A 25,865-nucleotide genomic window follows, 5' to 3' on the forward strand; every position below is an offset into this window, starting at 1 on the left:
ATACAAAAAGAAAGAATACGAAAGATATGTATCAATTCTCAGGTAAATTAAAGACATTCTCATTAGCACTTATTGTTTTAGGTGTTATAGGAATAGCATACAGTTTTTACAGTGGTTCACAAACTACTTTAGAAGATGCTAAACATGCAATTGAAGCAGCTAGTAATGATGGTCATGGAGGTTCACATGGTGAAGCTATTGAAGCCCCTCATACTGTTGATAGTTCAAAAGTTGACAATAATGCTTCTGGTGTACATCACGGTGAAGAAAGTGTAGATGCTACAATGAGTGGTCATGGTGCACATGATGATGATTCTCACGCAGAACATGTTTTACATCAACTTCAAAATAGACCATGGTCTGCATTTTATGTAGCTTTGTTCTTTTCTCTAGGTTTAACATTATTAGTTTTAACTTTTTATGCAATTCAAAGAGTTGCTCAAGTTGGTTGGTCTGTTGTTATTTTAAGAGTGATGGAAGCTATTACAGGAAATTTACTGCCTGTTTCTATTTTAATGGCAGTTGTTGTTATTGCTTCTGTAATGCATTTAAATCACTTGTTTCCTTGGATGGCAGAAGGTACTTTTGACCCCTCAAGTGAAAATTATGATCCTATCGTAGACGGTAAATCTTGGTGGATTAATTCTACAGGTTTTGTTATAAGAAGTATTATTTATTTAATTCTTTGGAATGTTTACAGATTCTTTATTAGAAAAAACTCTATTAAAGAAGATACTGCCAATGATGGTAATAAGACATATAAGAAGAATTACAACGCTTCCGTTATTTTCTTATTTGTATTTATGATTACTGAATCTATGATGTCTTGGGACTGGATTATGGGGTTAGATCCTCACTGGTTTTCTACATTATTTGCATGGTATGTTTTAGCTACATTATTAGTAAGTGCATTAACAGTTATTGCATTTTTTACAATTTATTTGAGATCTAAAAACGCTCTACCAGGTGTTAATGATAGTCATATTCATGATTTAGCTAAGTTCATGTTTGGTTTTTCAGTATTTTGGACATATTTATGGTTTGCTCAATTTATGTTAATCTGGTATGCAGATATTCCAGAGGAAACTACGTATTACGTAGCAAGATTTACAGAGTATAAACTACCATTTTTAGGTATGGTTGTAATGAACTTTGCTTTTCCTGTTTTATTATTAATAAATAGTGATTTTAAAAGCAAACCTTGGTTTGTATTTATTGGAGGTGTTGTAATATTAGCAGGTCATTACATAGATGTATTTATTATGGTTATGCCATCAACAGTTGGTGCACAATGGTTCTTTGGTATTCCAGAAATTAGTGCTTTATTATTCTTTATAGGTTTAATAATTTACACAACTTTAAGTTCTTTTGCTAAAGCGAATCCTGTTCCAAAAGGAAATCCGTTCTTAGCTGAAAGTGAACATTTCCATTACTATAATATTGAACATTCTGGAGAAGATTCTGGAGATCATCATTAATAAATAATTTAATTAAAATAAATAAGACAAGATAAATATGCTAGCTCTATTTTATATTTTTATAGGTGTTGCAATTGGTGTAAGCGTTTGGCAAATTACTAGAATCATGGATTTTAGAAGTTCTATTGCCAATGATCAAGATAATGCTGCTCAAGGTAAATTTGCAATTGCTTTCATGGCTTTTCTATATGCTATGATGATTTACTGTTTAATTTTTATGAATGTAATTATGTTGCCAGAATCGGCTTCTTATGAGGGTGAGCATGATGACAACTTATTCGATATTACTTTTTGGTTAATTGGTATCGTACAATTTATAATGCAATTTTTAATTTTTTACTTCACTTTTAAATATAGAGGAAGTAAAGATAGAAAGGCAAAATTTTATGCAGATAGTCATAAGTTAGAATTTATATGGACAGTTACTCCAGCGATTGTTCTAGTTCTATTAATTGGTTACGGTTTATGGCAATGGAATAATGTAATGGATTTATCTGACGCTGAAGATCCAATTGTAATAGAAGTTTATTCTCAACAATTTAGATGGGATGCTCGTTACGCAGGTGCAGATAATACTTTAGGTTTAGGTAATGTAAATTTTATTAAAGGTATCAACACAATGGGTGTAGATATGTCTGATAAAAATTCTGCAGATGATAAACAAGTTACTGAATTGTATTTACCAAAAGGTAGAAAAATACATTTCAAATTCCGTTCTCAAGATGTATTACACTCGGCTTATATGCCTCACTTTAGAGCTCAGATGAACTGTGTTCCTGGTATGGTTACAGAATTTGGATTTACACCTAAGTATACAACTCTAGAAATGAGAGATCAGCCTGAAGTGATTGAAAAGTCTATTGGTATTAATAAAATTAGAAAAGCAAAAGGAGAAGATCCTTATGTATTTGATTATTTATTATTATGTAATAAGATTTGTGGTGCATCTCACTATAACATGCAAATGAAAATTACTGTTGTAGAACAAGAAGAGTATGACAAGTGGTTATCAGAACAACCAACATTAGCTGAAGTTATTAAATAAATTATAATAAAATTACTACAAACAAGTAAGATTATGTCAGAACATCATCATAAAGAAACTTTTGTAACAAAATATATTTTTAGTCAAGATCATAAAATGATCTCTAAACAGTTTTTAGTAACTGGTATGTTTATGGGTATTATAGCCGTTTTAATGTCTATGTTATTCCGTTTACAAATTGCATGGCCAGATACATCATTTTCTATTGTAGAAGCATTTTTAGGTTCTCACCAAACAGATGGTATTATGGATCCTGATATGTATTTAGCATTAGTTACTATACACGGTACCATTATGGTATTCTTTGTATTAACAGCTGGATTGAGTGGTACTTTTTCTAACTTATTAATTCCATTACAAATTGGTGCTAGAGATATGGCCTCAGGATTCCTAAACATGGTTTCTTACTGGTTATTTTTCTTATCTAGTATCATTATGGTTATGTCTTTATTTGTTGAAGCAGGACCAGCGGCAGCAGGTTGGACAATCTATCCACCATTAAGTGCACTACCACAAGCTATTCCAGGTTCTGGAATGGGAATGACTTTATGGTTGGTTTCTATGGCTATATTTATTGCTTCTTCTTTAATAGGATCATTAAACTATATAGTTACAGTACTTAATTTACGTACAAAAGGGATGAAAATGACAAGATTGCCATTAACTATGTGGGCATTCTTTATCACTGCGATTATTGGTGTAGTTTCTTTCCCTGTATTATTATCAGCAGCTTTATTATTAATTTTTGATAGAAGTTTTGGTACTTCGTTCTATTTGTCGGATATATTTATTTCTGGTGAAGTATTACATTATCAAGGTGGATCGCCAGTATTATTTGAACATTTATTTTGGTTCCTAGGTCACCCGGAAGTATATATTGTTTTATTACCGGCACTAGGTATTACATCAGAAATTATTTCTACAAATGCTAGAAAACCGATTTTTGGATATAGAGCAATGATTGGTTCTATTATGGCAATTGCTTTTTTATCAACAATTGTTTGGGGTCACCATATGTTTATTTCAGGAATGAATCCTTTCTTAGGGTCTGTGTTTACATTTACAACATTATTAATTGCAATTCCTTCTGCTGTTAAAGCGTTTAATTACATTACAACGTTATGGAAAGGTAATTTGCAGTTAAATCCAGCGATGTTATTCTCTATTGGTTTAGTTTCTACTTTCGTTACAGGAGGTTTAACAGGATTAGTATTAGGTGATTCAGCATTAGATATTAATATTCACGATACTTACTTTGTTGTTGCTCACTTTCACTTAGTGATGGGGGTTTCTGCAATCTTTGGAATGTTTGCTGGTGTGTATCACTGGTTCCCAAAAATGTATGGTAGAATGATGAATAAGACTTTAGGTTATTGGCATTTCTGGTTAAGTATTATATGTGCTTACGGAGTATTCTGGCCAATGCACTTTATAGGTTTAGCTGGTTTACCACGTAGATATTATACAAATACTAACTTCCCAATGTTTGATGATTTAGCAGATATTAATGTTGTTATTACAATTTTTGCATTAGTTGGTGGTATTGCTCAGATTTTCTTTATTGCTAATTTCTTTATCTCTATGTATCGAGGTGAAAAAGCTACGCAAAACCCATGGAGATCTAATACATTAGAATGGACAACTCCAGTAGAACATGTTCACGGTAACTGGCCAGGTAAAATACCAGAAGTTCATAGATGGGCTTACGATTATAGTAAACGTGTAGACCCTAATGATGACGATAGCGATTATTTACATGGTGAAGATTTTGTTTTACAAACAACACCATTGTTAGACGGTGAGGAACCATCTTAGTAATCATAAATTATAAATTAAAAACCTTTCCAATTACGGAAAGGTTTTTTTGTGTAACAAAACTTACATTTTAGTATTTTAAATAATATTATCTTTGTTTTATGAATGAAAATTTAAATCCTGATAATAGTAATTTTTCCAATGAAGACTTAGATGTAGAAAAAAAGTTAAGACCTTTATCTTTTGATGATTTTACGGGGCAAGACCAAGCTATTGATAATTTAAAAGTCTTTGTTCAAGCCGCAAATAAAAGAAATGAAGCTTTAGATCATACTTTATTTCATGGTCCACCAGGTTTAGGAAAAACAACCCTTGCACATATTCTAGCTAATGAATTAGAGGTGGGTATTAAAGTAACATCTGGGCCAGTATTAGATAAACCAGGTGATTTAGCAGGGTTACTTACAAATTTAGATGAAAGAGATGTTTTATTTATCGACGAAATTCATCGTTTAAGTCCAATTGTAGAAGAGTATTTATATTCTGCAATGGAGGATTATAAAATCGATATAATGATTGAATCTGGGCCTAATGCGCGTACAGTTCAAATACATTTAGAACCATTTACTTTAATTGGAGCTACAACTAGATCTGGATTGTTAACTGCACCAATGCGAGCAAGATTTGGAATTAGCAGTAGGTTACATTATTATAAAACAGATTTACTAACAACCATTATTCAAAGAAGTGCTCATATTTTGGGAGTTCCTATTTCTATGGAAGCAGCTATAGAGATTGCAGGTAGAAGTAGAGGGACACCAAGAATTGCAAATGCTTTATTACGAAGAGTTAGAGATTTTGCAGAGATTAAAGGAGAAGGTAATATCACTATTGAAATTGCAAAATATTCTTTAAAAGCATTAAATGTAGATGCTCATGGTTTAGACGAAATGGATAATAAAATTTTGGCTACTATAATTGATAAGTTTAAAGGAGGTCCTGTTGGTATAAGTACAATTGCAACCGCTGTTTCTGAAAATACAGAAACAATTGAAGAAGTATATGAGCCTTTTCTTATTCAGCAAGGATTTATAATGAGAACTCCAAGAGGTAGAGAAGTAACAGAGTTAGCGTATAAACATTTAGGAAGAACAAAAGGAGCAAATCAAGGAGAATTGTTTTAATGGATTTAAAAAAGATTATACCTATTTTAGAGTGGTTGCCAAACTATAATATTTCTTTCTTTAAAGGAGATTTGATAGCTGGTATAACTGTAGGTATTATCTTAATTCCGCAAGGAATTGCATATGCTTTAATTGCTGGTTTACCCCCAATTTACGGTTTATATTGCGCGTTAGTACCACAAATAATGTACGCTATTTTTGGTTCATCTAGACAAGTAGCAATTGGTCCTGTTGCTATGGATTCTTTAATTGTTGCTACAGGTGTCTCTACTTTAGCATTAGCTGGTTCAGAAAGTTATATTTCTATTGCAATATTATTAGCTTTAATGGTTGGTGCTATTCAGTTTATAATGGGAATCTTTAGTTTAGGTTTCATAGTGAATTTTTTATCTAAGCCTGTTATTACTGGTTTTACATCTGCTGTTGCCTTGATAATAGGTTTTAACCAATTTAGAAATTTGTTCGGCGTAGATTTTGTACAAAGTGATCAAATTCAGATAATATTAGAAGATATTTTTTATAATATTAGTAATTACAATTATCATACAACTGCAATTGGTTTATTTTCTGTAATTGTTATTATTTTTTTTAGAAGAATAAACAAGAAAATTCCCAATGCATTAATCGTTGTTGTTCTTGGCATAATTACAATGAAATTTTTTGGTACAAGTTTTCATGATGTTTCTATTGTAAAGGATATACCTTCTGGATTACCAAAGTTTGAATTACCAACGTTTGATTTTGATCAAATTAAAGAGTTAATGCCAATTGCTTTAACGCTAGTAATGGTCGGGTATTTAGAAACAATTTCTATTGGCAAATCATTAGAAGCTAAACAAGACGACTATAGAATTAGACCAAATCAAGAATTAATTGCATTAGGTATTAGTAATATGGTTGGTTCTTTATTTAAAGCGTATCCTAGTACTTCTAGTTTTTCTAGATCAGCTATAAATCAAGAAAGTGGTGCAAAAACAGGTATGGCAGCATTAATATCTGTAATTATGGTGATAATTACATTGCTATTTTTAACACCTTTGTTTTATCATTTACCAAAAACAGTGTTAGCAGCTATAATTATTGTTGCAGTATTTGGTTTGGTTAATTTTAAAGAAGCTGGTTTTCTATGGAGAGCTAATAAATTAGATTTTTGGTTAATGCTAGCAACTTTTTTGGCCACATTATTGCTAGGAATTGAATACGGAATTATTGTTGGAGTGGGGTTGTCTTTAATTATTTTAATTTTTAGAACTTCGAGACCATATGTTGCAGAATTGGGTAAAGTACCTAATTCTAATTTCTATAGAAATAAGAATAGATTTGATGAAGTTGTAATTGATGATGATATACTTGTTTTTAGATTTGATGCGCAATTATTTTACGCCAATTCTAGTTATTTTAGAGATAAACTAGATGAAATGATGTGTAGAAAAGGAGATGCTTTAAAATTGATTGTTTTAGATGCAGAAAGTATTAATAGAGTTGATAGTACAGGAGTAGAAATGTTAAAAGAACGAATAAAGTACTGTCAAAAAAGAAATATTACATTCTATTTTGCAGGTGTTAAAGGACCTGTAAGAGACGATTTATTTAGAAGCGGAATATTAGAAATTATAGATTTAAAACATTTCTTTATGCGGGCAAATCAAGCTGTAAAATACTATAAAACCGGAGATCGATCGCATCAAGAAAAATACGCAAAATATATACATCAAGCTTACGATTAAGCTTTAACTTAAAACTGATAAATATCATTTAATAATTTAGATTATAGATGTTATTTTGATGTGTAATAAATGAAGAACAGATTATGATAATAGAACAAATTTATACAGGTTGTTTAGCACAAGGTGCTTATTATATTGAAAGTAAAGGAGAAGTAGCAATTATAGATCCTTTAAGAGAGGTACAAGATTATATTGATAGAGCTGCTAAAACTAATTCAAAAATTAAGTACATTTTTGAAACACACTTTCATGCAGATTTTGTTAGTGGTCATGTAACTTTAGCAGAAAAAACAGGAGCAGAGATTGTTTATGGCCCAACAGCTAAAACTAATTTCAACGCAATAATAGCAGATGATAATCAAGTTTTTAACGTAGGAGATATTTCTATAACGGTATTGCATACACCTGGTCATACAATGGAAAGTTCTTGTTATTTATTAAAAGATGAAAATGGTAAAAATCATGCTCTTTTTAGCGGAGATACATTGTTTTTAGGTGATGTTGGTAGACCAGATTTGGCTCAAAAAGGAGATGTTACTGAAAAAGATTTAGCTGGTTTTCTATTTGATAGCTTAAGAACCAAAATTATGCCATTAGCAGATGATGTTATTGTTTATCCGGCACATGGTGCGGGTTCTGCTTGTGGTAAAAATTTAAGCAAGGAAACTGTTGGTACTATTGGTAATCAAAAGGAAACCAATTATGCTTTAAGAACTAACATGACAAAAGAAGAATTTATAAAAGAAGTTACAGATGGTTTGTTACCACCACCAGCTTACTTTCCTTTAAATGTTAAATTAAATAAAGAAGGTTATAAATCTATAGATGATGTAATAAAAACATCAACAAAACCATTGTCTGTAAAGGATTTTGAATTAGTTGCAAACGAAACTGATGCTATTATTTTAGATGTACGTCATCAAACAGAATTTATAAAAGGATTTATTCCTCAATCTATTTTTATAGGAATTGATGGAGGATTTGCACCTTGGGTTGGCGCATTAATTAAAGATATTACACAGCCAATTTTATTAGTTGCTCCACAAGGAAGAGAAGAAGACACAATTACAAGACTATCTAGAGTTGGTTTTGATAACGTGTTAGGTTATTTAGAAGGTAGTTTTGACGCTTGGAAACAAGCTGGAAGAGAAATGGATACTTTAGAATCTGTTTCTGCATCTGTTTTAGAAGAAAAAATTAGAGAAAATATGCCTGTTTTCGATGTAAGAAAACCAGGTGAATTCTCTAGCGAACATATAAATGTTGCGGAAAGCACACCCTTAGATTTTTTAAATGATCATATATCTCAATTTCCAGAAAAAGGTGATTTTTATATACATTGTGCAGGTGGTTATCGTTCTGTAATTGCTGCTTCTATACTTAAAGCAAGAGGTTTTCATAATGTAATTGATGTGGCAGGTGGTTTTGGAGCAATAAGAAAAACTGATATCGAGACAACCGCAGGTGTTTGTCCGTCTACTTTAAAATAGTTTTAATGAAACATTTCATTTGTCTATTAATACTAGGTTTATTACTTGTGAATTGTAAATCTCAAGATGAAACTAATAATATAACTACTTTAGAGTTAAAACGTATTTTAGAAGAAGATAATATACAATTATTAGATGTTAGAACAGCTAAAGAAATTAAACATGGTTTTATAAAAACTGCGATTTATGTAGATTATTTTGATGCAAATTTTTATAATAATGCCTCAAAACAATTAGATAAAAATCGAAAGGTGTTTGTGTATTGTAGAAGCGGAAATAGAAGTGAAAAGGCCATTAAAATATTAAATAAAGCAGGTTTTAATTGCGTTAATGTTTTAGGTGGATATAATCAATGGAAAAAAGAAAATTAGATATTATGATTTCAGAAATAAAAATAGAAAATTTAAAGTGTGGTGGTTGTGCTGCTACTATAAAAAAAGGTTTATTAAGTTTAAATGAAGTTACAGATGTACAAGTTGAAGTAGAAAATGCTACGGTAACAATAACATCAGAAAACGAAAATTTAGATTTGATAAAAGAAAAATTATCTAAATTAGGATATCCTGAAGTTGGAGATAAAAATACCATAGCTCACAAAGCAAAATCTTTTGTTAGTTGCGCTATTGGTAGAATAGATTCATAAAATAAAAAATCTCAAAATGTACATTTTGAGATTTTTTATTTTAAAAGTTATTTGTATTTAACCTAAGTATGTTTTTAACATCTGATTTTTAGATTTAGATTGCAATCGTCTTATAGCTCTTTGTTTTACTTGTCTTACTCTTTCCCTAGTTAAATCAAATTTTTCACCTATTTCGGTTAAACTTGTAGCAACCTCATTACCGATACCATAATACATTTTAAGAACTTTAGCCTCTTTAGATGTTAAAGTGTTTAAAGCTCTATCTATTTCAATTTTTAAAGATTGATTTATTAGATCTTTATCCGGTTTCGGTGATTCATCAGACTGTAAAACATTGTATAAATTAGAATCTTCTCCGTCTTTAAAAGGTGCATCCATAGACAAAGATTTACCAGAATTTCTAATAGATTGCTCTACTTCTGTCTCGGTCATATCTAAGCTTTGTGCAATTTCTTTATTTGTAGGCATTCGTTGCTCATTTTGTTCTAGTCTAGCGTAAATTTTGTTAATTTTACTAATACTACCAATTTTATTTAATGGCAATCTTACAATTCTAGATTGTTCTGCTAAAGCTTGCATTATAGATTGACGAATCCACCAAACAGCATAAGAAATAAATTTAAAACCTCTTGTTTCATCAAAACGTTTGGCAGCTTTTACCAGGCCCAAATTACCTTCGTTTATCAAGTCTGATAGTTTTAAACCTTGTCCTTGATATTGCTTTGCTACAGATACTACAAACCTTAAATTTGCTTTTACTAATTTATCTAATGCAATTGAATCTCCTGTTTTAATTTTTAGAGCCAATTCTACTTCTTCATCTGCAGTTATTAAACCTATCTTACTTATTTCTTGAAAATATTTTTCTAGAGATTTTGCGTCTCTGTTGGTTACTTGCTTTACAATTTTAAGTTGTCTCATAAATTTTTAATTTATTTTTTTTGAATGAAGTGAGTTACTCTTTTAGTTAGATTTGATCTTTAAAAGAGAAAAAAAGATAAGTGATAATATGTTTAGAAAACTTGTAGGTAAAACTTCTTGATAAAAATACTGTAGAAAAGTGTAGTTTTTATACTAACAAAATTGAAGTTTAAAAGTTTTTTCATAGATTTTCAATATACAGAAAAACGAGCGATTTTCAAAGAAAAAGGCTCGTTTTGTGATTTTATTAACCAAAATTGATTAAAAAGTATGTCTTTTTTAGAATTTTAGTGTAACGCCAACTAAGAAGTTTCTTGTTGCTTGAGGGTAAAAACCTGCATAATCTAAAGTAGTTGTTTTATTTGGATCTGACCAAGTGTCATCAAAAGTACCATAGTAACCTCTGTCTACATATTCTCTATCAAAAATATTATTGATTAAAGCCGTAAATACAATAGATTTAAAAATTTTATTAGGTTTTACTTCGTATACAAAGTTTAAATCAGAAGTAAAATAACTATCTATAACGTCACTATTAGAAACTTTACTACCTAAGTTACTCATATATTGTTTGCCAACATATTTAGATAAGAAAGAAATTTGTAGGTTTTCTAATGGTTTGTAAATAAACATATTTCCAACAACTACATCAGGAGAAAATGAAATATCTGTATTACCTAAATTTTGCAAAGCACCGTCTATTCTGGCAACAAAGTTTTTGTTTTTATTAGAACTAAAAGCTGCATTTGGTTTAATTGAGAAATATTCATTTAAATAAATGTCTGCATCTATTTCTAAACCTAATCTATAACTGTCCCCAGAAGTTGCTCTAATAGGTGCGCCAACATCATCTAAAGCACCAGTTAATACTAACTGGTTTTTATAGTTCATGTAGTAAATGTTTGTGTTTAATTTTACATATTCAGTTTTTAATCTCCAACCAAATTCTAAATCATTTAAAGTTTCGTGAGTGTTTACGCCACCTTCAAAATCATTTCTATTTGGCTCTCTATTTGCTACTGCAAAAGAAGTATATAATCTGTTATTAGTATTAACTTTGTATGTAAGTCCTACTTTAGGATTAAAAAAATCAAAATTTGCATCTACTGCAATGTTTTCTAGATCAGAAGTAATACCATTTGTTTGGTAGTTAACAAAACGACCTTGTAAATCTAAGTAACCAGAAAGATCTTCTGTAATTTTAAAATTTGCTTTTGCAAAAACAGAAAAGTCAGTTTTTTTAGCATCAGAAAAATAATACTGATCTCTAATATTTGTATTTGGTGCTAAATCTTCGCCCCAAATAACTTCTCCGAAGTGATCACCTGTGTAGTTTGAATAAGAAATACCAGAAATTACATTCAAAGATTCATTTTTGTAATTGGCATTAAAATTGGCAACATAAAAGTCATTTTGTAACCATCTTCTTACAATAACATCTGAACCGTCAACAATTAAATTATTAAAATCTGCTGCATCTTCATCTGCTTTATATTGTTCGAAGTAACCAGATCCTTTAGTGTAGTTTAAGGCTAAATTTGTAGACCAATTATCGTTTAATTGTTCGTTCCAATGTAATTGATAGTGGTTTTGCTCATAATTATCTACTTCATTATCATAAGTATAATAATTATATCTTCTGTCAGAATTTCTTAAATTTTCTGCTTCGCTATCACTTAAAAAGTTATCTGCAATATAATCTTCGATACCTTGAGCATCATTTTCTAACCTTACTTTAGGCGTGCCGTACCAAGCTTGGTAGGTTTTCTCTTTCCCTCCAAACGTAATGGCTTTAATTAAAGTATTATCATCAATATAACTTCCTTGTAAAAAGTAAGATTTTAGGTCTGATGAAGCTCTATCGATATAACCATCAGAAGAAATATTAGACAAACGACCAGCAATTTCTATATGATCGTTAATCTTACCTGTACTAAACTTTACAGTGTGTTTTCTTGTGTTAAAAGAACCGAATGAGTTTGATATTTCTCCAAAAGCCTCTTCTTGAGCAGCATCTGTTAAAATGTTTAAACTTGCACCAAAAGCACCAGAACCATTTGTAGATGTACCAACACCACGTTGTAATTGTAAGTTTTGGGTAGAAGATGCAAAATCACCTAAATTTACCCAAAAAGTACCATGACTTTCTGCATCGTTGTACGGTATACCGTTAACGGTTACATTAATTCTTTCTCCGTTAGAACCACGCACACTCATATACGTATAACCAACTCCTGCACCAGCATCTGATGAAGAAACTACGGAAGGCATGTAGTTTAAAAGAATAGGAATATCTTGCCCTAGATTACGCTTTTCAATTTCTCTTTTAGATAAGTTAGAAAATGTAACCGGAGCATCTGTATTTGCTCTTACGGCAGCAACTAAAACTTCGTCTAAAACCATAGAACCTGTTTTAAGTTTTATAAAATATTCTTCGTTTTTAGAAATTGAAACTCGTTGTGAAATTGTTTTATAACCAATAAAAGAAACTTCTACAGTGTAAGTACCTTTTTTAAGTTGTAAACTAAAATTTCCTTTAAAATTTGTTGATGTTCCTTTTTTAATTTCTTTAATGTAAACAGAAGCTCCTGGTAACGGGTTTTCGTTTTCATCGATTACAGTTCCAGAAAAATTAAAGGATTGTGCAGTAGTAAGTAAACTTACAAATAAGAATAAAAAAATTGTAATTTTTTTCATTTTAAATAATATAAAACGAATAAAAAGAGGCAATTATTCTGTGACTATTTTTGAATAATTAGTTTTGGCATTTAGAAGAGTTAGCAACGTAAAAGTATTTTATTTAATTAAATCTACTTTTGATAAAAACTTCGTAATGTCTTTGTTATAAATCCCTAAACAGCATTACCTGTTCTAGGTTCTTTGGGTATGATCTCAGCCTATTTAAAAGCACCCCTTTATGAGAACGATGCAAAATTAAGCTAGAATAGTTTAATGCGGAACTAAAAAGTGATTTATTTTAACTTTTAGTTTAGTTCTACAATTATCATTACCATTAAGTAAAATTTTATATGAGTTAATGTGTATAAAAAATCTGTACTAAATTTGTCGAAAATATCAATCAATCATGAAATACAATCCATCAAACAACCTTTTTAAAAGAGTCGTTAGTTTATTTTTCTCTCTTCTACTTTCTTTAACTGTTTATTCCCAAGAAGGTGAATCTAAAAATGAAACAGGTTTAGATAAATTTGTAGAGTATTTTACATTTTATCCGAATAAAGATAAAGTAGCTAAAGATTCTACCTTGTATTTATCAAAAATAATTACAGCACCAATTGTTAGTTATTCACCAGAAACAAGTTTAGGGTTTGGTGTTGGTGCAAAATATTTGTTTAAATTTAAAGGAAGTGGAGACGAAACAAGAACATCTAACATGCCTGTTTCTATGTTGTACACATTAAATAATCAATTTTTTATTTATTCTGGATTCGAGATTTTTACAAACCAAGAAGAATGGGTAATTTCTGGTAATTTGAGTTTTCAAAATTATCCAAAATATTACTACGGTATTGGTACAGATACACCAGAATCTAATGAAGAAATTTATGATACGTATCAATTTTTAATAGAGCCAATTTTATTAAAAAGAGCATTTGCAAGATACTTGTTTTTAGGTGGTGGAGTTCGATATAATAAAATTTACAAAACAAAAGTAGAAGAAAACGGTTTGTTAGACACAACTAGACCAACAGGTTATGATGGTTCTACTTCTACAGGTATTGAATTGGCAGTTTTATATGATAGTAGAGATAACATTTTAAATGCATCTAAAGGTTGGTATTTCGAATTAACAAGAGGTTTTTATAATACATCTATGGGCGGCACGCATGATTTTGATTTAACGCGTTTTGATTTACGCCATTATTTTAAAGTTTCGGCATCTAATAACGATGTAATTGCTCTGCAAGCAGTAGGTCATTTTGCAAACGGCGATGTGCCATTATCTGAATTGGCATTGTTAGGAAACGAACAAATAATGCGTGGTTACTTAGAAGGAAGATTTATTGAAGAAAATTTATTAGCAGCACAAATAGAATACAGAAAAACGTTTAAAGACAGTAGATTTGGTTTGGTTGGTTTTATTGGTGCAGGAGATGTTTTTAATAAAACTACAGATTTAAATATTGGCGATTTAAAGTTAAATTATGGTGTAGGGCTTCGTTTTATGTTGGATAAAAAAGAGAAACTAAATATTAGGTTTGATTATGGTGCAGGAAACGAAACAGACGGAAACTTTTATGTAAATATTGCCGAAGCTTATTAAATATAAGTTAGTCTAATTTAGGTCTTTTTCTTAATGCTTTTTTTACAGAATTTTTCTGTTTAGAATCTAATCTTTTTCTGATAGCACTTTTAGATGGTTTCGATTTTTTACGTTTTTTAGGAACAATTAAATTATTTTTAATTAATTCTAAAAAACGTTTAATAGCTAATTCTTTATTTTTGTGTTGAGACCTTGTTTCTTCACAAAATAGAATTAGTACATCTTCTTTGGTAAGTTTTGTAGAAAGGTTTTTTTGCAATAAAACTTTTTCTTCATCAGTTATTGCTGATGAGTTTTCTAAATCAAAAGTTAATTCTATTTTAGAAGATGTTTTATTAACATGCTGCCCACCTGCGCCAGAACTTCTAATTGCTTTAAAATTTAATTCTTTTAAAATTAATTCTGAATTCATTTTAATAGTCTAGAGAATTTCCAAAATCTGAAGAATTTTGATGTAAAAAATGCATATCTAAATCTATTAAAGAATCTGAAAATGAGTGTAAATTGTCTTTACTTTCAATAATTTTATTGATAGCTTCTGTAGCATTTTTTAATCTTGTCTCTTTATCTCCTTTTAATAAAAGATAGGATCTTTTGTTTTTAATTAAGGCATTTTCGAAAGCTTTAAACATTTCTAATCTTTCTTCTGGTCTATCACGTAAATCATCAGCTTCCCAAGGTGTATCGATATAAGTTAATAGATACAAATCATACTGATTTTTTGAAGCTGCCTCATTTAGTTTGTCGTCAACAAAACCACCATAAAACTCTTCGGAATATACTTTTGTTTCTAATAAATCTGTATCGCAAATAAGTATTTTATCTGCTTTTTTTGCCAACGAATTTTCTAATTTCATTTGTCCAATTGCAATAGGTAATAAATCTTCTTTTTCGCAAGTTTTGCGCTCGTTATTCCATTTATCTTGCAGGTATTCTCGTGCAAATTCAGGCGCCCAAACCGTATTGTAATGGCGGGCTAATTGTCTAGAAAGTGTTGTTTTTCCTGTAGATTCTGGACCAAATAAAACAACTTTTACAATGTTAATTGGGTCTTGTTTAAGTTCTTTTTCCATGCTAAATAGCCAAAAATGGCAATAAAAGTAAATCCGAAATATTGAAAACTAGTAAAAGTAAATCCTTTGTATAAATATAAAGGTACAGAAATAATGTCTCCAATAATCCAAAAAATCCAGTTTTCTATTTTACGTTTTGCCATTAACCACATACCCACAAAGAAAATGGCAGTTGTAAACGTATCTACATAAGCAGTCCAATTTGTCCATTTTTCAAAATAAGTATAAACAGCATACACAAAAATTAATGTTGCTATAAATATTAAAACACTTATTTTTTTCTCTTTATAAGTAGTTTTAGAAATTGGTGTTTCGTGTTCTCCATCACTTTTGTAGGTCCAAATATACCACCCATAAATACTCATTATAAAATAATAAGCATTTATCATCATATCGCCTAAAAGTTCCCATTTTAGTAATAAATACACAAAAATCAACGTGCTTATCATACCTGTCGGAAAAACTAAAACTTTATTTTTTTTGGAGTACCAAACCGATAAAAAACCAAAGATAACGGCAATAATTTCTAAAACGATATCAATAGTTTCGTAGGTTTTGTATTGCTCAAATAAAAAGTTAAAAATTTCTGTCATTTTTATTTTTTTAGGTCCTCAAAAAAAGTTTCATCATTTTCAAAAGCGGTACCAATAACAACCAAATCTGCGCCAGCGTTAAATGCATTTTTTAGTTGTTTTTTAGAACGAATTCCGCCACCAACAATTAAAGGGATTGACAAGTTTTTCTTCACTACAGAAATAGCTTTTTGGCTAACAGCCTCAGTTGCACCAGAACCGGCTTCTAAATAAATCAATTTTTTACCAGAAAATTCGCCTGCCAAAGCCGTGTTTAAAATCAGTTCTGTGTTTTCTTGCTCAATTGGTTTTGTGTTACTTACTTTTTGAGTTGCAGTTTCTTTTTTTCCATCTATAAGAATATATCCCGTAGGTAAAATTTCTAAAGTAGAATTTTTTAGTCTTGGCGCTGCTTTAATTTGTTGTTCTATCAAGTACTCTGGATTTCTGCCAGATAGTAAGCTTAAAAATAAAATTCCGTCTGCGTTTTCTGAAATCTGAGAAACATCACCAGGAAATAAAACTAAGGGTAAATAAGTGTTTTTTTTAATTACTGAAACTACATTATCTGTTTGGTTATCTATATCTGTACTTCCGCCAATAAAAATATGAGTTGCTATAGATTGATGAATTTTTTCAATAAAAGCAGCAATATTTTTTAAATCTATTTTTTCTGGATCTATTAGAACAGCCAATAATTTTTTGCCTTCTTTTTCTGCCGATAAAATGTTTTGGTAAATATTCACGAATGCGAAAATACGTTTTTTAAAAATCCTTTAATAGGCAAATACACATGTAAAACCATCAAATTCTAAAAATTCTATGTTGTAAGAGAATTCTTCGCCATTATATCGAATGGTACCTGTAGTTTTTTGATCTTCAAATTTAAAATCTTCGATATAAATATTATGCAAGAATAGTAGTTTTTTCTTTCCGTAGATTTTATACAAACTTTCCTTTGCACCCCAAACTATGGTTAATTTACTTATTAATGCATCATGATTTTCGATGGTTTTATACTCTTCTATAGGTGTAAATTTATGTGCAATTTTTAAAATTTTATCTCGCTGCATTTCAATATCTATCCCAACATGAAGTTCATCAGAAATTATCAAACCAGAAAAAGTAAAAGAATGTGTTATCGAAATGTATTTACCGTCTTTTAAATGCGGTTTTCCAAACTCATCGTACATTAAATCTTCATCTGTATAACCAACTTCTTTAAGTAAGTGTCTTACGCTCAGAAATCCTTTTTGATGCAATTCAGATTTCATGCTCTCTAAACGAGTTCTACTTTTGTGAGTTAGTAAAACGTTCTTATCTAATTCGTTAAAAGATTCATCAATCTTCCAGACTAGAACTTTGGTGTTATTATTTACCGTTAAACTTTTGTAAAGAGGCATACTTTTTTAAAATGGATGTCGTAACTTTGTCGTTCGAAAAATTAGAATATAAATATACATAATATGAGCACAAAAATAGCTTACATACCAAATAAAGTTAAAGATATTTCTTTAGCTGCATGGGGAAGAAAAGAAATTAAATTGGCAGAAGCAGAAATGCCAGGGTTAATGTCTTTAAGAGAAGAATATAAAAATGAGCAGCCATTAAAAGGAGCTAGAATTGCAGGATGTTTACACATGACAATTCAAACAGCTGTTTTAATTGAAACTTTACAGGCTTTAGGTGCAGAAGTTACTTGGAGTTCTTGTAATATTTTTTCTACGCAAGATCAAGCCGCAGCTGCAATTGCAGAAGCAGGTACTGCAGTTTATGCATGGAAAGATATGACAGAAGAAGAGTTTGACTGGTGTATAGAACAAACGTTATTTTTTGGTGAAGAAAGAAAACCATTAAATATGATTTTAGATGATGGTGGAGATTTAACAAACATGGTGTTAGATAAATACCCAGAATTAGCAGACGGTATTAATGGTTTATCTGAAGAAACTACAACAGGTGTTCACAGACTTTACGAAAGAGTAAAAAACGGAACATTACCGATGCCTGCAATTAACGTAAACGACTCTGTTACAAAATCTAAATTTGATAATAAATATGGTTGTAAAGAATCTGCAGTAGATGCAATTCGTAGAGCAACAGATATTATGTTAGCTGGTAAAAGAGTAACAGTTTGTGGTTATGGTGATGTTGGTAAAGGTACAGCTGCATCTTTTAAAGGAGCAGGTTCTATTGTAACTGTTACAGAAATCGATCCAATTTGTGCTTTACAAGCTGCAATGGACGGTTTCGAAGTAAAAAGATTAGAAACTGTAGTTGCAAATTCTGATATTATAATTACAACAACTGGTAATAAAGATATTATTCAAGGGCGTCATTTCGAAGCAATGAAAGACAAAGTTATTGTATGTAACATTGGACATTTCGATAACGAAATAGACATGGCTTGGTTAAACAAAAACCACGGTAATACAAAAGATACAATAAAGCCACAAGTAGATAAATACATCATAAACGGTAAAGATATTATTGTTTTAGCAGAAGGACGTTTGGTAAATTTAGGTTGTGCAACTGGGCACCCAAGTTTTGTAATGTCTAACTCGTTTACAAACCAAACTTTGGCTCAAATAGAACTTTGGACAAATGCAGACGCGTATAAAAACGATGTGTACATGTTACCAAAACATTTAGATGAAAAAGTGGCAAAATTACACTTAGCAAAAATAGGAGTAGAGCTTACAGAATTAAGAGACGAGCAAGCTTCTTATATTGGTGTAACTGTAGAAGGTCCATTTAAACCAGAACATTACAGATACTAAACCCGTTTTAGTAATAATTATAAAAAACCCTTACATTTATTTGTAAGGGTTTTTTACTTCGAGTAATTTTTTTAGAAAAATCATATCGAGAACTTGGGCGTTTTAACAGGCTTTCACTACTCGCTTTTTCTCGTTCCTCAAAAAGAGCTCAAACAAACCGTTCAATCCTTAACGCATGCTTACTTGCTAGTTCTTAGCATTCTTTCATACCTTTACGATTATTAAGAATTAAAAAAAATACAAATCTTGACAAAGAAGAAAATACTTTCTATAATAGCAATTATTATTTTAATTGCTGTTTTAGGTTATGAGCAGTTTTTAGACGTAAAAAAAGAAGATTTTATAATTGAAGATGGTAAAAAACCAAAAGCAGCAACAAATCAATATTTTTTGCCAACAAGCACAACAAATCAAGTAGTGCATCATCAACATTACTCTTTATCTTATAGCGAAAAACACGAACAAGCAGAATGGGTTGCATACGAGTTAAAAGCATCAGATTTAAGTAGAAATAATTTTAAAAGACCTTATTTTGAAATTGATAATGCCGTTAAAACAAAAGCAGCACATTGGCGTAATTATAAAAACTCGGGTTATGATAGAGGGCATTTATGTCCTGCCGGAGATAGAAAGTTTACAAAAACAGCACACGACGAAACATTTTTAACAAGTAATATCAGTCCGCAGAAACATGCTTTTAATGCTGGTATCTGGAATCGTTTAGAACAAAAAGTACGCTATTGGGCAAAGAAAAACGATGGCGTTTATGTTGTTACAGGTGGCATTTTAGAAAATAATTTAAAAACAATTGGTAGCGAAAAAGTAGCTGTGCCTAATCAGTTTTACAAAGTAATTTTAGACAAAACAAAAAGCAAAATAAAAATGATTGCTTTTTTGGTACCGCATAAAGATTCTAAACTACCGTTGTATAAATTTGTAGTTTCAGTAGATACAATAGAAAAATTAACAGGTATCGACTTTTTTAAAGAATTAGAAGATGATTTAGAGGAAAGGTTAGAAAGTTCTAGCAGTTATAAAAACTGGAGTTTTTAACTAAAAAAGAAACCTTTCAATTACAAATTGAAAGATTTCTTTTAGAACTTATAAAGTATAAATAATAATGTTATTTATCTACAGAAAATTGAATTTCACTTTTTTTTAGACTTACTTTTTTATTAATCTTTAGATATATCGGATATAAAACACCTATAAAAAATAGAATTCCGCATAGTATAAAAATGTTGCTAATTTTAGCAAAAGTATCTCCGGCAGTTAAAATTCCTAAGATTAATAAAACAGAAATAGGTAAAGAAAGTGCTAAAATTGATAAAGCAAAATTTATATCAAAGGTTCTCTTAACCGTTTTTTCTTTGGTTTCTTTTAAATGTATTGCAGAAATATGAGCAAAAGGCCAAAAGCTTGCGGAACTTAATCCGAAAGCAATCATTACCAAAATATCTTTAGTAACAGTTAAATCTGCAAATGAAATTACGCCAGCAATCAATAACAGGGTAAACGAAGCTCTTAAAAGCAATAAAGAAAACAACTGAAAGAATTGCTGTTTTTTAATTTTAACGGCTAAACCTATGAAAAGTAATACTAGAGGCGTCATTATAAAGCTTAGTCTGCTTAACGTCATCGATAAAAAATTAGGGATTTTATCTAAGGTAATTCCAAAAGAAACTAAAACCAAAGCAACAATTATAAAGATGTTTACAGGTTCATACAATAAAGCTTTTAAAAGACCTTTAAGTTTTGTTTTTAACGAGTTTGCTTCGAAGTCTGCATTGTTGTAATGCCATTTTAATGCGACTAAATAAAGTAAAAAAAGCACAAAAAATTTATTTCCTAAATCTGCCATAGCTGCTTTTGCTAAATATCCGTCACCTAAAAACTCTAAAATAAAAGCAAAGCAAGATAATCCAGGAGCCAAAGACGGTATTAAAAGTTTAGCACTTCTACCTTTATCAGAATTAGGATCGACACCAATAATTTTTAATAATAATGGTGTAACCGCAAAAAGTATTACATTAAAAGCTAATGCTAATAATGGAAACAACACCAGATTTCCATCAATTTTAACTTTTAATAAAGCAATAAAAATAGTTGCGGGTAATGCAAGTGTAAGAATTATTTTTTTTAATCCATTAGTTTCATCTCCAACAGAAATTTTCTTTTTTAAGATGATTCCTATAATTATAAAGAGAATAAACGAAATAGATTTTTCTAAAGCACCATCCATATACTAGACAAATATTTCTGTCATAGCATTGGTGAATTTTTTCATTTCATCCATAGTACCAATACTTACTCTACACCAATTTTTGTCCCAGAATTTAAAAGATTTTACGGCAACATTTTTTGCGTAAATTTTCTTTAAAAAAGCTCTTCCTTCCATCGGGATTTCAAAAATTAAAAAATTGGTTTCAGAAGGCAAACAAGAAAAATTGTTTTCTTTTAAGTATGCTATTGTATAATTTCTAGCATCAGTAATTTTTGTTTTACAAGAATCTAAAAATTCTTGATTATCTAAGCTAGAAGATGCTGCGGCAATTGAAGGACCGGTAATTCCCATTCCACCACGTGTAATTTCACTAATAATATCTAATGTTTCTTTTTTACCAATTGCATAACCAACTCTTAAACCTGCCATACCATGTATTTTAGAAAAAGTTCTGGCAACAATTACGTTTTTACCTTCTGCAACTAAAGTATTCATAGAGTCTCTTAATCCGTTTTTAGATAATTCTAAATAAGCTTCGTCTACAAAAACGGGTACTTTTTCTGAAACTCTACTACAAAAATCTCTTAGTTTTTTAGCATCTGTAATAGAACCGGTTGGGTTGTTAGGGTTGCATATATAAACCAGCTTAGTATTTTTATCGATTCCTGCTTCCATAGCCTCTAAATCATGCTGAGAATCTTCTAATAACTTGTAAGATTTCCATTTGCCACCAACAGATTTAGCAACAACAATTAAAGACATATAACTAGGGTCTGCACTTATAACATTGCCACCGTTTTGAAAGAAAACCATGGCAACCTTTTCTAATAAATCTGAAGAACCAGGTCCCATTAAAATCTGATTGGTTTTAATGCCTTCATTTTTAGCTATTTTTTCTTTTAATCCACCTAAAGATTTCCAAGAATATCTATTTCCTCCAAAAACTTCATCTTGAAATGCTTTTACTGATTTTGGTGGCGGCCCATAAGGATTTTCATTAGACCTTAATATAGTTAAAGAAGCTTCTTCTTTAACTATTGGTGGCGTATATTCATTAAAATAATTATTAGAACTGTATAAAAAAGTACTGTTGTTTTTTTGAGCATTGGCAACATTACTACTCCAGATATCATGAGGTACTAGAGCCAATGCGCCAAGAGTTAATGATCCTTTTTTTAACCATTCTCTTCTACTAAAATTTGTTGAATTCATTTGTTTGTGTTTTATAAAAAGTTGATCTTACTAAGTTATAAAACTTTTAATTTTTTGAAGTATGGAATATTTAATAAAAATCACAATTAATTAAATTTATTGTAATAATTTAAACTAAAAATCACATTTTAATAATTTAAATTTACTAAAAATTGAATTTTGTTGTAAATAATGTATTTTATGTTTAGGCTAAAATTTTTTAAAAATGAGCTAGAAGATTATATGTAAAACTATTCTTTCAAAGTGCCAAAGAGTGTTGTGAATATAGATTAATAATTTGCATAAAAAAAGCTTCATTTATATAATGAAGCTTTTTTAGGTTATTTTACTGTTTTTTTAGTTCGCCATTATGATCTTCAACAATTTTACTGTCTCTATACTTACAACAAGGATGTACAGAATTGTATGCTTCATCTGTTGCTTTAAAACCTTTTATATCATGGCCAACATTTGCAATATTTTGTTTTAAAGTATCAACGGGAGTTTTTCGTTCATCTAATATTACATTAATTTGATGCGTTTTAACATCCCAAATAGCAAACTTTACACCTTTTGTTTTTAAAGCTGCTGTTTCTATACGTTTTTTACACATACCGCAAATACCATCTACGGTAAAACTTACTTTTGCATTTTTCTTTTTTACTTTTTTAATGTCTTGTGCTTGTGCAGAAAATCCAATTAGAAATAGACTGAATGCGAATATTATTTTTTTCATTTTGTATTAATTTTTATAGAATTTATTATTTTATTTTAAATCGTAAACCTGCATAAATTGTCTTACCAAATATTGGAGAGTATACAATTGTGGTATCAAAATTCGGTCCAAAAGGATTGTCGCTACTTAATATAGGATTTTCTTGTTGCACATTTGTTAGATTTTCTCCACCAAAATAAACTTCGAATTTGTTTGAAAAGACTTTGGTTATTTGAGAGTTTAATAAACTATAATTATCTGCATATTCGGGTAGTTGATATTGTATTGGATTGGTTGCAGTATTAGGCAAACGTTGTTTGCCAATTGCATTATAAGTAATATCAAATTTCCATTGATTTCCGTTTTCTTTAGCAACAGTTTCGTAAGATATATTTGCAAAAAAACGATCTTTAGGCTGTATAGGTTTCTGCAGATTACCACTTTTATAATCCGTAGAAATATCAAAATACTTATAAGCAGTTCTTAAGTTAAAATTTTTTGCCAACTCGTAATTTACCTCAACTTGAAAACTATCTGCAATACTTTTACCTGTTAAATTGTAGAAAGAAATTGCTTGCGGATTTTCCCAATCGACAACAACTTTATTGCTAAAATCGGTTCTATAAAAATCAAAAGTAATATCTCCTTTGTTTTCAAATAAGTTAAACTTTTGTAGATATGAAACTCCAAAATTCCATGCCGTTTCAGCATTTAATCCGTAGAAATTTCCACCGATATCATCTATATTTATTTGTCTAGAACTTGCAAATAATTGCTGATTTTCGGCAAAAATATTAGCACTTCTTTTTCCTCTACCAATAGAACCTCTAAAAACTCCTTTTTCCCAAGGGACATATCTTAGGTGAACTCTTGGTGTAATAAATGTGCCTAGTAAATTATGTGCATCTACTCGAATACCTGCAGTTACACTAAAGTTGTCTAAATTGTCAAAAGCATATTCAAAAAAAGCTCCGATAGAATTTTCTTTTCTATTGTAATTAATAGCGTTTACAAGTTCTTCAAAGTTATCATAAGTAAAGTTGATACCTGTTTTAAATTTTGATCTTGTATCACCAATAATAGAGTTAAAAAGTAAGTTAGAATATAAACTTTCTTGTTTAATATCATATATATTTAAACCAAAATAAGAGTCTTGTTGATGATTACTGTAGGCTAGTTGTAAACCAAAACTTTGGTAAGGTAATTCAGGAAAAACATATCCAATTTTTGCCGATGTATCAAAACGTTTTGTGTCTATTTCGCTTCCCCAAGCATTGGTTGTTCCTTTGTCTGTTTCTGGATTAAAGTTTAATTCTCCTGTTTGTTTTTCGTCATTTAAAAAACGAACATTTAAGAAACTAACCCAACCATTTTGAGCGTCTGTGTATTGCCAACGATTCATTACATTTATTTGATTTGCTAATGGAGCATCTAAAAAATTATCCTTGTTTTTGTCAAATTTCTCTCCTCTATAATTACCATGAATGTATAAACCAGTTTGCCATTTTTCTGAAACCGTTTTATTAAAATGTGTGTTTAATTCTAATCTACCGTTTAAAGAACTGTATGCATTTAGAAAAAAAGCGTTGTCAGAAAAAGGTTTCACTAATTCTGCATTTATTTGCCCAGAAATACTTTCGTAACCATTAACCACAGATCCGGCACCTTTTGTAATTTGAATACTTTCTACCCAAGTACCTGGCGTAAAAGTTAAACCAAAAGCTTGTGCAGCGCCTCTAATAGAAGGAATGTTTTCTTGCATTATCTGTAAATAAGGACTCTTTAATCCTAACATTTGAATCTGTTTTGTGCCTGTCAATGCATCAGAAAAACTTACGTCTATCGACGGATTTGTTTCAAAACTCTCTGCTAGATTACAACAAGCAGCTTTAAGAAGTTCATCGTTATTTACGGTAAAAGTGTTTGCAGTTGCAAATAAAGATTTTTGCACAGCATCTCTTTTGCTTTTAATTGTAATTTCGGCTAAGTTGCTTTCTGGCGTAATGTAATGATGAATTGGTGTTAAGTCTAATACAGTAATTGTATCTGTTTTGTAGCCAATATAACTAATAACTAGTTTTTTGTATTCCTTTTTATAAGGTATCGTAAACCAACCTTTTTCATTAGTTATAGCTCCTATGTTTGTGTTTAACCAATTTACAGTTGCACCTGCAACACCTAAACTGTTTTTAGGATTTTCTCTGCACATAATCATTCCTTTTAAGTTGTTTTGAGAAAGAATAATTAGCGGAAATAGTAGTGCAAAACTACTAAGTATATTTTTTTTCACTGATATATGATTTTATTAAAATTAAAACTATACTTCTTTTCAGAAGTATTTTAGTAAGAATTAGAATAAAATCAAATTAAAAAGGTTTGGTATAAAATCAGAAAGTTTCTATCTATATCTGGCGGATACGGATCTTTAAAGTAAATCTTAACAAAATCTTTTGTAGCAAATAAACTTTTGTAAGAGGTAAAAAATGAAGTTAAAAAATATTGTTTACTAAAATCTAATTGTTTTTCAGAATTTACTTGTAATTCATCCTGACCTTCAATTTTATGTTGTTCATCAGAACAGCAATCTTTCATAGCTATAGAAAGATTATTTGTTATATCTGTTTTACAAACTTCAGCTTCGCCAGTGTAAGAAATATCAACAATAAAATCACCACAATAATGCGCTTCTACCGTAAAAGAAAAGGTAGAGAATAGCACCAAGAATGCTAAAGAAAAAGCGGTTATTTTAGTCAGAATGTTTTTCATTTCTGATGCAAATTTA

The 25,865-nt window shown here is 30.0% G+C and carries 23 protein-coding genes; 11 read left to right on the forward strand and 12 right to left on the reverse strand.

Features of this window, described 5'->3' with window-relative positions:
• Nucleotides 1–26 precede the first annotated feature (26 nt).
• The 8 genes from ACYPV9_RS03195 to ACYPV9_RS03230 all read left to right on the forward strand — a co-directional run bounded on the left by ACYPV9_RS03195 (nt 27) and on the right by ACYPV9_RS03230 (nt 9,322).
• Nucleotides 27–1,478, forward strand: coding sequence for a quinol:cytochrome C oxidoreductase (locus ACYPV9_RS03195; protein WP_459741569.1), 1,452 nt, complete (start codon nt 27–29; stop codon nt 1,476–1,478).
• A gap of 37 nt (nt 1,479–1,515) precedes the next feature.
• Nucleotides 1,516–2,523: a cytochrome c oxidase subunit II gene (locus ACYPV9_RS03200; protein ID WP_077810256.1), complete on the forward strand. Its 1,008-nt coding sequence runs from the start codon at nt 1,516–1,518 to the stop codon at nt 2,521–2,523.
• Nucleotides 2,524–2,556: 33 nt separating this feature from the next.
• Nucleotides 2,557–4,338, forward strand: coding sequence for a cytochrome c oxidase subunit I (locus ACYPV9_RS03205; RefSeq protein WP_459741570.1), 1,782 nt, complete (start codon nt 2,557–2,559; stop codon nt 4,336–4,338).
• 101 nt (nt 4,339–4,439) lie between these two features.
• On the forward strand, nt 4,440–5,462 hold the full coding sequence (gene ruvB, locus ACYPV9_RS03210) for a Holliday junction branch migration DNA helicase RuvB (RefSeq protein ID WP_459741571.1): 1,023 nt from the start codon (nt 4,440–4,442) through the stop codon (nt 5,460–5,462).
• Nucleotides 5,462–7,189 carry a SulP family inorganic anion transporter gene (locus ACYPV9_RS03215; RefSeq protein ID WP_459741572.1) on the forward strand — a complete coding sequence of 576 codons (1,728 nt, stop codon included), beginning with the start codon at nt 5,462–5,464 and terminating at the stop codon, nt 7,187–7,189. Before ruvB ends, ACYPV9_RS03215 begins: the two co-directional genes overlap by 1 nt.
• 83 nt (nt 7,190–7,272) lie before the next feature.
• Nucleotides 7,273–8,679 carry an MBL fold metallo-hydrolase gene (locus tag ACYPV9_RS03220; RefSeq protein WP_459741573.1) on the forward strand — a complete coding sequence of 469 codons (1,407 nt, stop codon included), beginning with the start codon at nt 7,273–7,275 and terminating at the stop codon, nt 8,677–8,679.
• A gap of 5 nt (nt 8,680–8,684) precedes the next feature.
• Nucleotides 8,685–9,050 (forward strand): rhodanese-like domain-containing protein, encoded by a 366-nt coding sequence (locus tag ACYPV9_RS03225; RefSeq protein WP_299062092.1) that lies wholly within the window; start codon nt 8,685–8,687, stop codon nt 9,048–9,050.
• The gene (locus tag ACYPV9_RS03230; protein ID WP_299062087.1) at nt 9,032–9,322 is read left to right on the forward strand and encodes a heavy-metal-associated domain-containing protein; all 291 of its coding nucleotides are present in this window, start codon (nt 9,032–9,034) and stop codon (nt 9,320–9,322) included. Before ACYPV9_RS03225 ends, ACYPV9_RS03230 begins: the two co-directional genes overlap by 19 nt.
• 57 nt (nt 9,323–9,379) lie before the next feature.
• Here ACYPV9_RS03230 and ACYPV9_RS03235 read toward each other — a convergent pair whose 3' ends face one another.
• On the reverse strand, nt 9,380–10,243 hold the full coding sequence (locus tag ACYPV9_RS03235; protein ID WP_299062085.1) for a sigma-70 family RNA polymerase sigma factor: 864 nt from the start codon (nt 10,241–10,243) through the stop codon (nt 9,380–9,382).
• A gap of 279 nt (nt 10,244–10,522) precedes the next feature.
• A complete protein-coding gene (locus tag ACYPV9_RS03240; protein WP_459741574.1) occupies nt 10,523–12,940 on the reverse strand; it encodes a TonB-dependent receptor in 2,418 nt (805 codons plus the stop codon).
• 388 nt (nt 12,941–13,328) lie between these two features.
• Between ACYPV9_RS03240 and ACYPV9_RS03245 the strand changes: the two genes are divergently transcribed.
• Nucleotides 13,329–14,528 (forward strand): BamA/TamA family outer membrane protein, encoded by a 1,200-nt coding sequence (locus tag ACYPV9_RS03245; protein ID WP_459741575.1) that lies wholly within the window; start codon nt 13,329–13,331, stop codon nt 14,526–14,528.
• A 7-nt stretch (nt 14,529–14,535) separates the two neighbouring features.
• On the opposite strand, the gene arfB is transcribed toward ACYPV9_RS03245, so the two are convergent.
• From arfB to ACYPV9_RS03270, 5 genes are read right to left on the reverse strand one after another with little or no spacing between them, the layout of a single operon-like run.
• Entirely contained in the window at nt 14,536–14,940 is a 405-nt protein-coding gene (gene arfB, locus ACYPV9_RS03250) for an alternative ribosome rescue aminoacyl-tRNA hydrolase ArfB (RefSeq protein WP_459741576.1), read from the reverse strand.
• Between the two features lies 1 nt (nt 14,941).
• On the reverse strand, nt 14,942–15,601 hold the full coding sequence (locus tag ACYPV9_RS03255; RefSeq protein ID WP_299062072.1) for an ATP-binding protein: 660 nt from the start codon (nt 15,599–15,601) through the stop codon (nt 14,942–14,944).
• On the reverse strand, nt 15,562–16,194 hold the full coding sequence (gene pnuC, locus ACYPV9_RS03260; protein ID WP_459741577.1) for a nicotinamide riboside transporter PnuC: 633 nt from the start codon (nt 16,192–16,194) through the stop codon (nt 15,562–15,564). Before pnuC ends, ACYPV9_RS03255 begins: the two co-directional genes overlap by 40 nt.
• A 2-nt stretch (nt 16,195–16,196) precedes the next feature.
• Nucleotides 16,197–16,919, reverse strand: a complete 723-nt coding sequence (locus ACYPV9_RS03265; RefSeq protein WP_459741578.1) for a phosphoglycerol geranylgeranyltransferase — start codon at nt 16,917–16,919, stop codon at nt 16,197–16,199.
• 30 nt (nt 16,920–16,949) lie between these two features.
• Nucleotides 16,950–17,576 carry a 4'-phosphopantetheinyl transferase family protein gene (locus ACYPV9_RS03270; RefSeq protein ID WP_459741579.1) on the reverse strand — a complete coding sequence of 209 codons (627 nt, stop codon included), beginning with the start codon at nt 17,574–17,576 and terminating at the stop codon, nt 16,950–16,952.
• 63 nt (nt 17,577–17,639) lie between these two features.
• On the opposite strand from ACYPV9_RS03270, the gene ahcY reads away from it, so the two are divergent.
• Together ahcY and ACYPV9_RS03280 are read left to right on the forward strand one after the other, a co-directional pair.
• Complete coding sequence (ahcY, locus tag ACYPV9_RS03275) at nt 17,640–18,953, forward strand: adenosylhomocysteinase (protein ID WP_459741580.1); 1,314 nt, start codon at nt 17,640–17,642, stop codon at nt 18,951–18,953.
• A 246-nt stretch (nt 18,954–19,199) separates the two neighbouring features.
• Entirely contained in the window at nt 19,200–20,006 is an 807-nt protein-coding gene (locus ACYPV9_RS03280; protein ID WP_459741581.1) for a DNA/RNA non-specific endonuclease, read from the forward strand.
• A gap of 70 nt (nt 20,007–20,076) precedes the next feature.
• On the opposite strand, the gene ACYPV9_RS03285 is transcribed toward ACYPV9_RS03280, so the two are convergent.
• From ACYPV9_RS03285 to ACYPV9_RS03305, 5 genes are all read right to left on the reverse strand, one after another.
• The gene (locus ACYPV9_RS03285) at nt 20,077–21,195 is read right to left on the reverse strand and encodes an AEC family transporter (protein WP_459741582.1); all 1,119 of its coding nucleotides are present in this window, start codon (nt 21,193–21,195) and stop codon (nt 20,077–20,079) included.
• Between the two features lie 3 nt (nt 21,196–21,198).
• Complete coding sequence (locus ACYPV9_RS03290; RefSeq protein WP_459741583.1) at nt 21,199–22,389, reverse strand: pyridoxal phosphate-dependent aminotransferase; 1,191 nt, start codon at nt 22,387–22,389, stop codon at nt 21,199–21,201.
• A 325-nt stretch (nt 22,390–22,714) separates the two neighbouring features.
• Nucleotides 22,715–23,104, reverse strand: a complete 390-nt coding sequence (locus tag ACYPV9_RS03295) for a heavy-metal-associated domain-containing protein (RefSeq protein ID WP_459741584.1) — start codon at nt 23,102–23,104, stop codon at nt 22,715–22,717.
• A gap of 25 nt (nt 23,105–23,129) precedes the next feature.
• Entirely contained in the window at nt 23,130–25,292 is a 2,163-nt protein-coding gene (locus ACYPV9_RS03300; protein ID WP_459741662.1) for a TonB-dependent receptor, read from the reverse strand.
• A 152-nt stretch (nt 25,293–25,444) separates the two neighbouring features.
• Nucleotides 25,445–25,849, reverse strand: coding sequence for an HYC_CC_PP family protein (locus ACYPV9_RS03305; protein ID WP_299062049.1), 405 nt, complete (start codon nt 25,847–25,849; stop codon nt 25,445–25,447).
• Nucleotides 25,850–25,865 lie beyond the last annotated feature (16 nt).

The organism is Polaribacter sp. OB-PA-B3 (assembly GCF_054589375.1).

Bases quoted from the DNA above. Each gene is read 5' to 3' on its own strand.
- ACYPV9_RS03195 (WP_459741569.1), top strand. From the start codon at position 27: ATGTATCAATTCTCAGGTAAATTAAAGACATTCTCATTAGCACTTATT.
- ACYPV9_RS03200 (WP_077810256.1), top strand. From the start codon at position 1,516: ATGCTAGCTCTATTTTATATTTTTATAGGTGTTGCAATTGGTGTAAGC.
- ACYPV9_RS03205 (WP_459741570.1), top strand. From the start codon at position 2,557: ATGTCAGAACATCATCATAAAGAAACTTTTGTAACAAAATATATTTTT.
- ruvB (WP_459741571.1), top strand. From the start codon at position 4,440: ATGAATGAAAATTTAAATCCTGATAATAGTAATTTTTCCAATGAAGAC.
- ACYPV9_RS03215 (WP_459741572.1), top strand. From the start codon at position 5,462: ATGGATTTAAAAAAGATTATACCTATTTTAGAGTGGTTGCCAAACTAT.
- ACYPV9_RS03220 (WP_459741573.1), top strand. From the start codon at position 7,273: ATGATAATAGAACAAATTTATACAGGTTGTTTAGCACAAGGTGCTTAT.
- ACYPV9_RS03225 (WP_299062092.1), top strand. From the start codon at position 8,685: ATGAAACATTTCATTTGTCTATTAATACTAGGTTTATTACTTGTGAAT.
- ACYPV9_RS03230 (WP_299062087.1), top strand. From the start codon at position 9,032: ATGGAAAAAAGAAAATTAGATATTATGATTTCAGAAATAAAAATAGAA.
- ACYPV9_RS03235 (WP_299062085.1), bottom strand. From the start codon at position 10,243: ATGAGACAACTTAAAATTGTAAAGCAAGTAACCAACAGAGACGCAAAA.
- ACYPV9_RS03240 (WP_459741574.1), bottom strand. From the start codon at position 12,940: ATGAAAAAAATTACAATTTTTTTATTCTTATTTGTAAGTTTACTTACT.
- ACYPV9_RS03245 (WP_459741575.1), top strand. From the start codon at position 13,329: ATGAAATACAATCCATCAAACAACCTTTTTAAAAGAGTCGTTAGTTTA.
- arfB (WP_459741576.1), bottom strand. From the start codon at position 14,940: ATGAATTCAGAATTAATTTTAAAAGAATTAAATTTTAAAGCAATTAGA.
- ACYPV9_RS03255 (WP_299062072.1), bottom strand. From the start codon at position 15,601: ATGGAAAAAGAACTTAAACAAGACCCAATTAACATTGTAAAAGTTGTT.
- pnuC (WP_459741577.1), bottom strand. From the start codon at position 16,194: ATGACAGAAATTTTTAACTTTTTATTTGAGCAATACAAAACCTACGAA.
- ACYPV9_RS03270 (WP_459741579.1), bottom strand. From the start codon at position 17,576: ATGCCTCTTTACAAAAGTTTAACGGTAAATAATAACACCAAAGTTCTA.
- ahcY (WP_459741580.1), top strand. From the start codon at position 17,640: ATGAGCACAAAAATAGCTTACATACCAAATAAAGTTAAAGATATTTCT.
- ACYPV9_RS03285 (WP_459741582.1), bottom strand. From the start codon at position 21,195: ATGGATGGTGCTTTAGAAAAATCTATTTCGTTTATTCTCTTTATAATT.
- ACYPV9_RS03290 (WP_459741583.1), bottom strand. From the start codon at position 22,389: ATGAATTCAACAAATTTTAGTAGAAGAGAATGGTTAAAAAAAGGATCA.
- ACYPV9_RS03295 (WP_459741584.1), bottom strand. From the start codon at position 23,104: ATGAAAAAAATAATATTCGCATTCAGTCTATTTCTAATTGGATTTTCT.
- ACYPV9_RS03300 (WP_459741662.1), bottom strand. From the start codon at position 25,292: ATGTGCAGAGAAAATCCTAAAAACAGTTTAGGTGTTGCAGGTGCAACT.
- ACYPV9_RS03305 (WP_299062049.1), bottom strand. From the start codon at position 25,849: ATGAAAAACATTCTGACTAAAATAACCGCTTTTTCTTTAGCATTCTTG.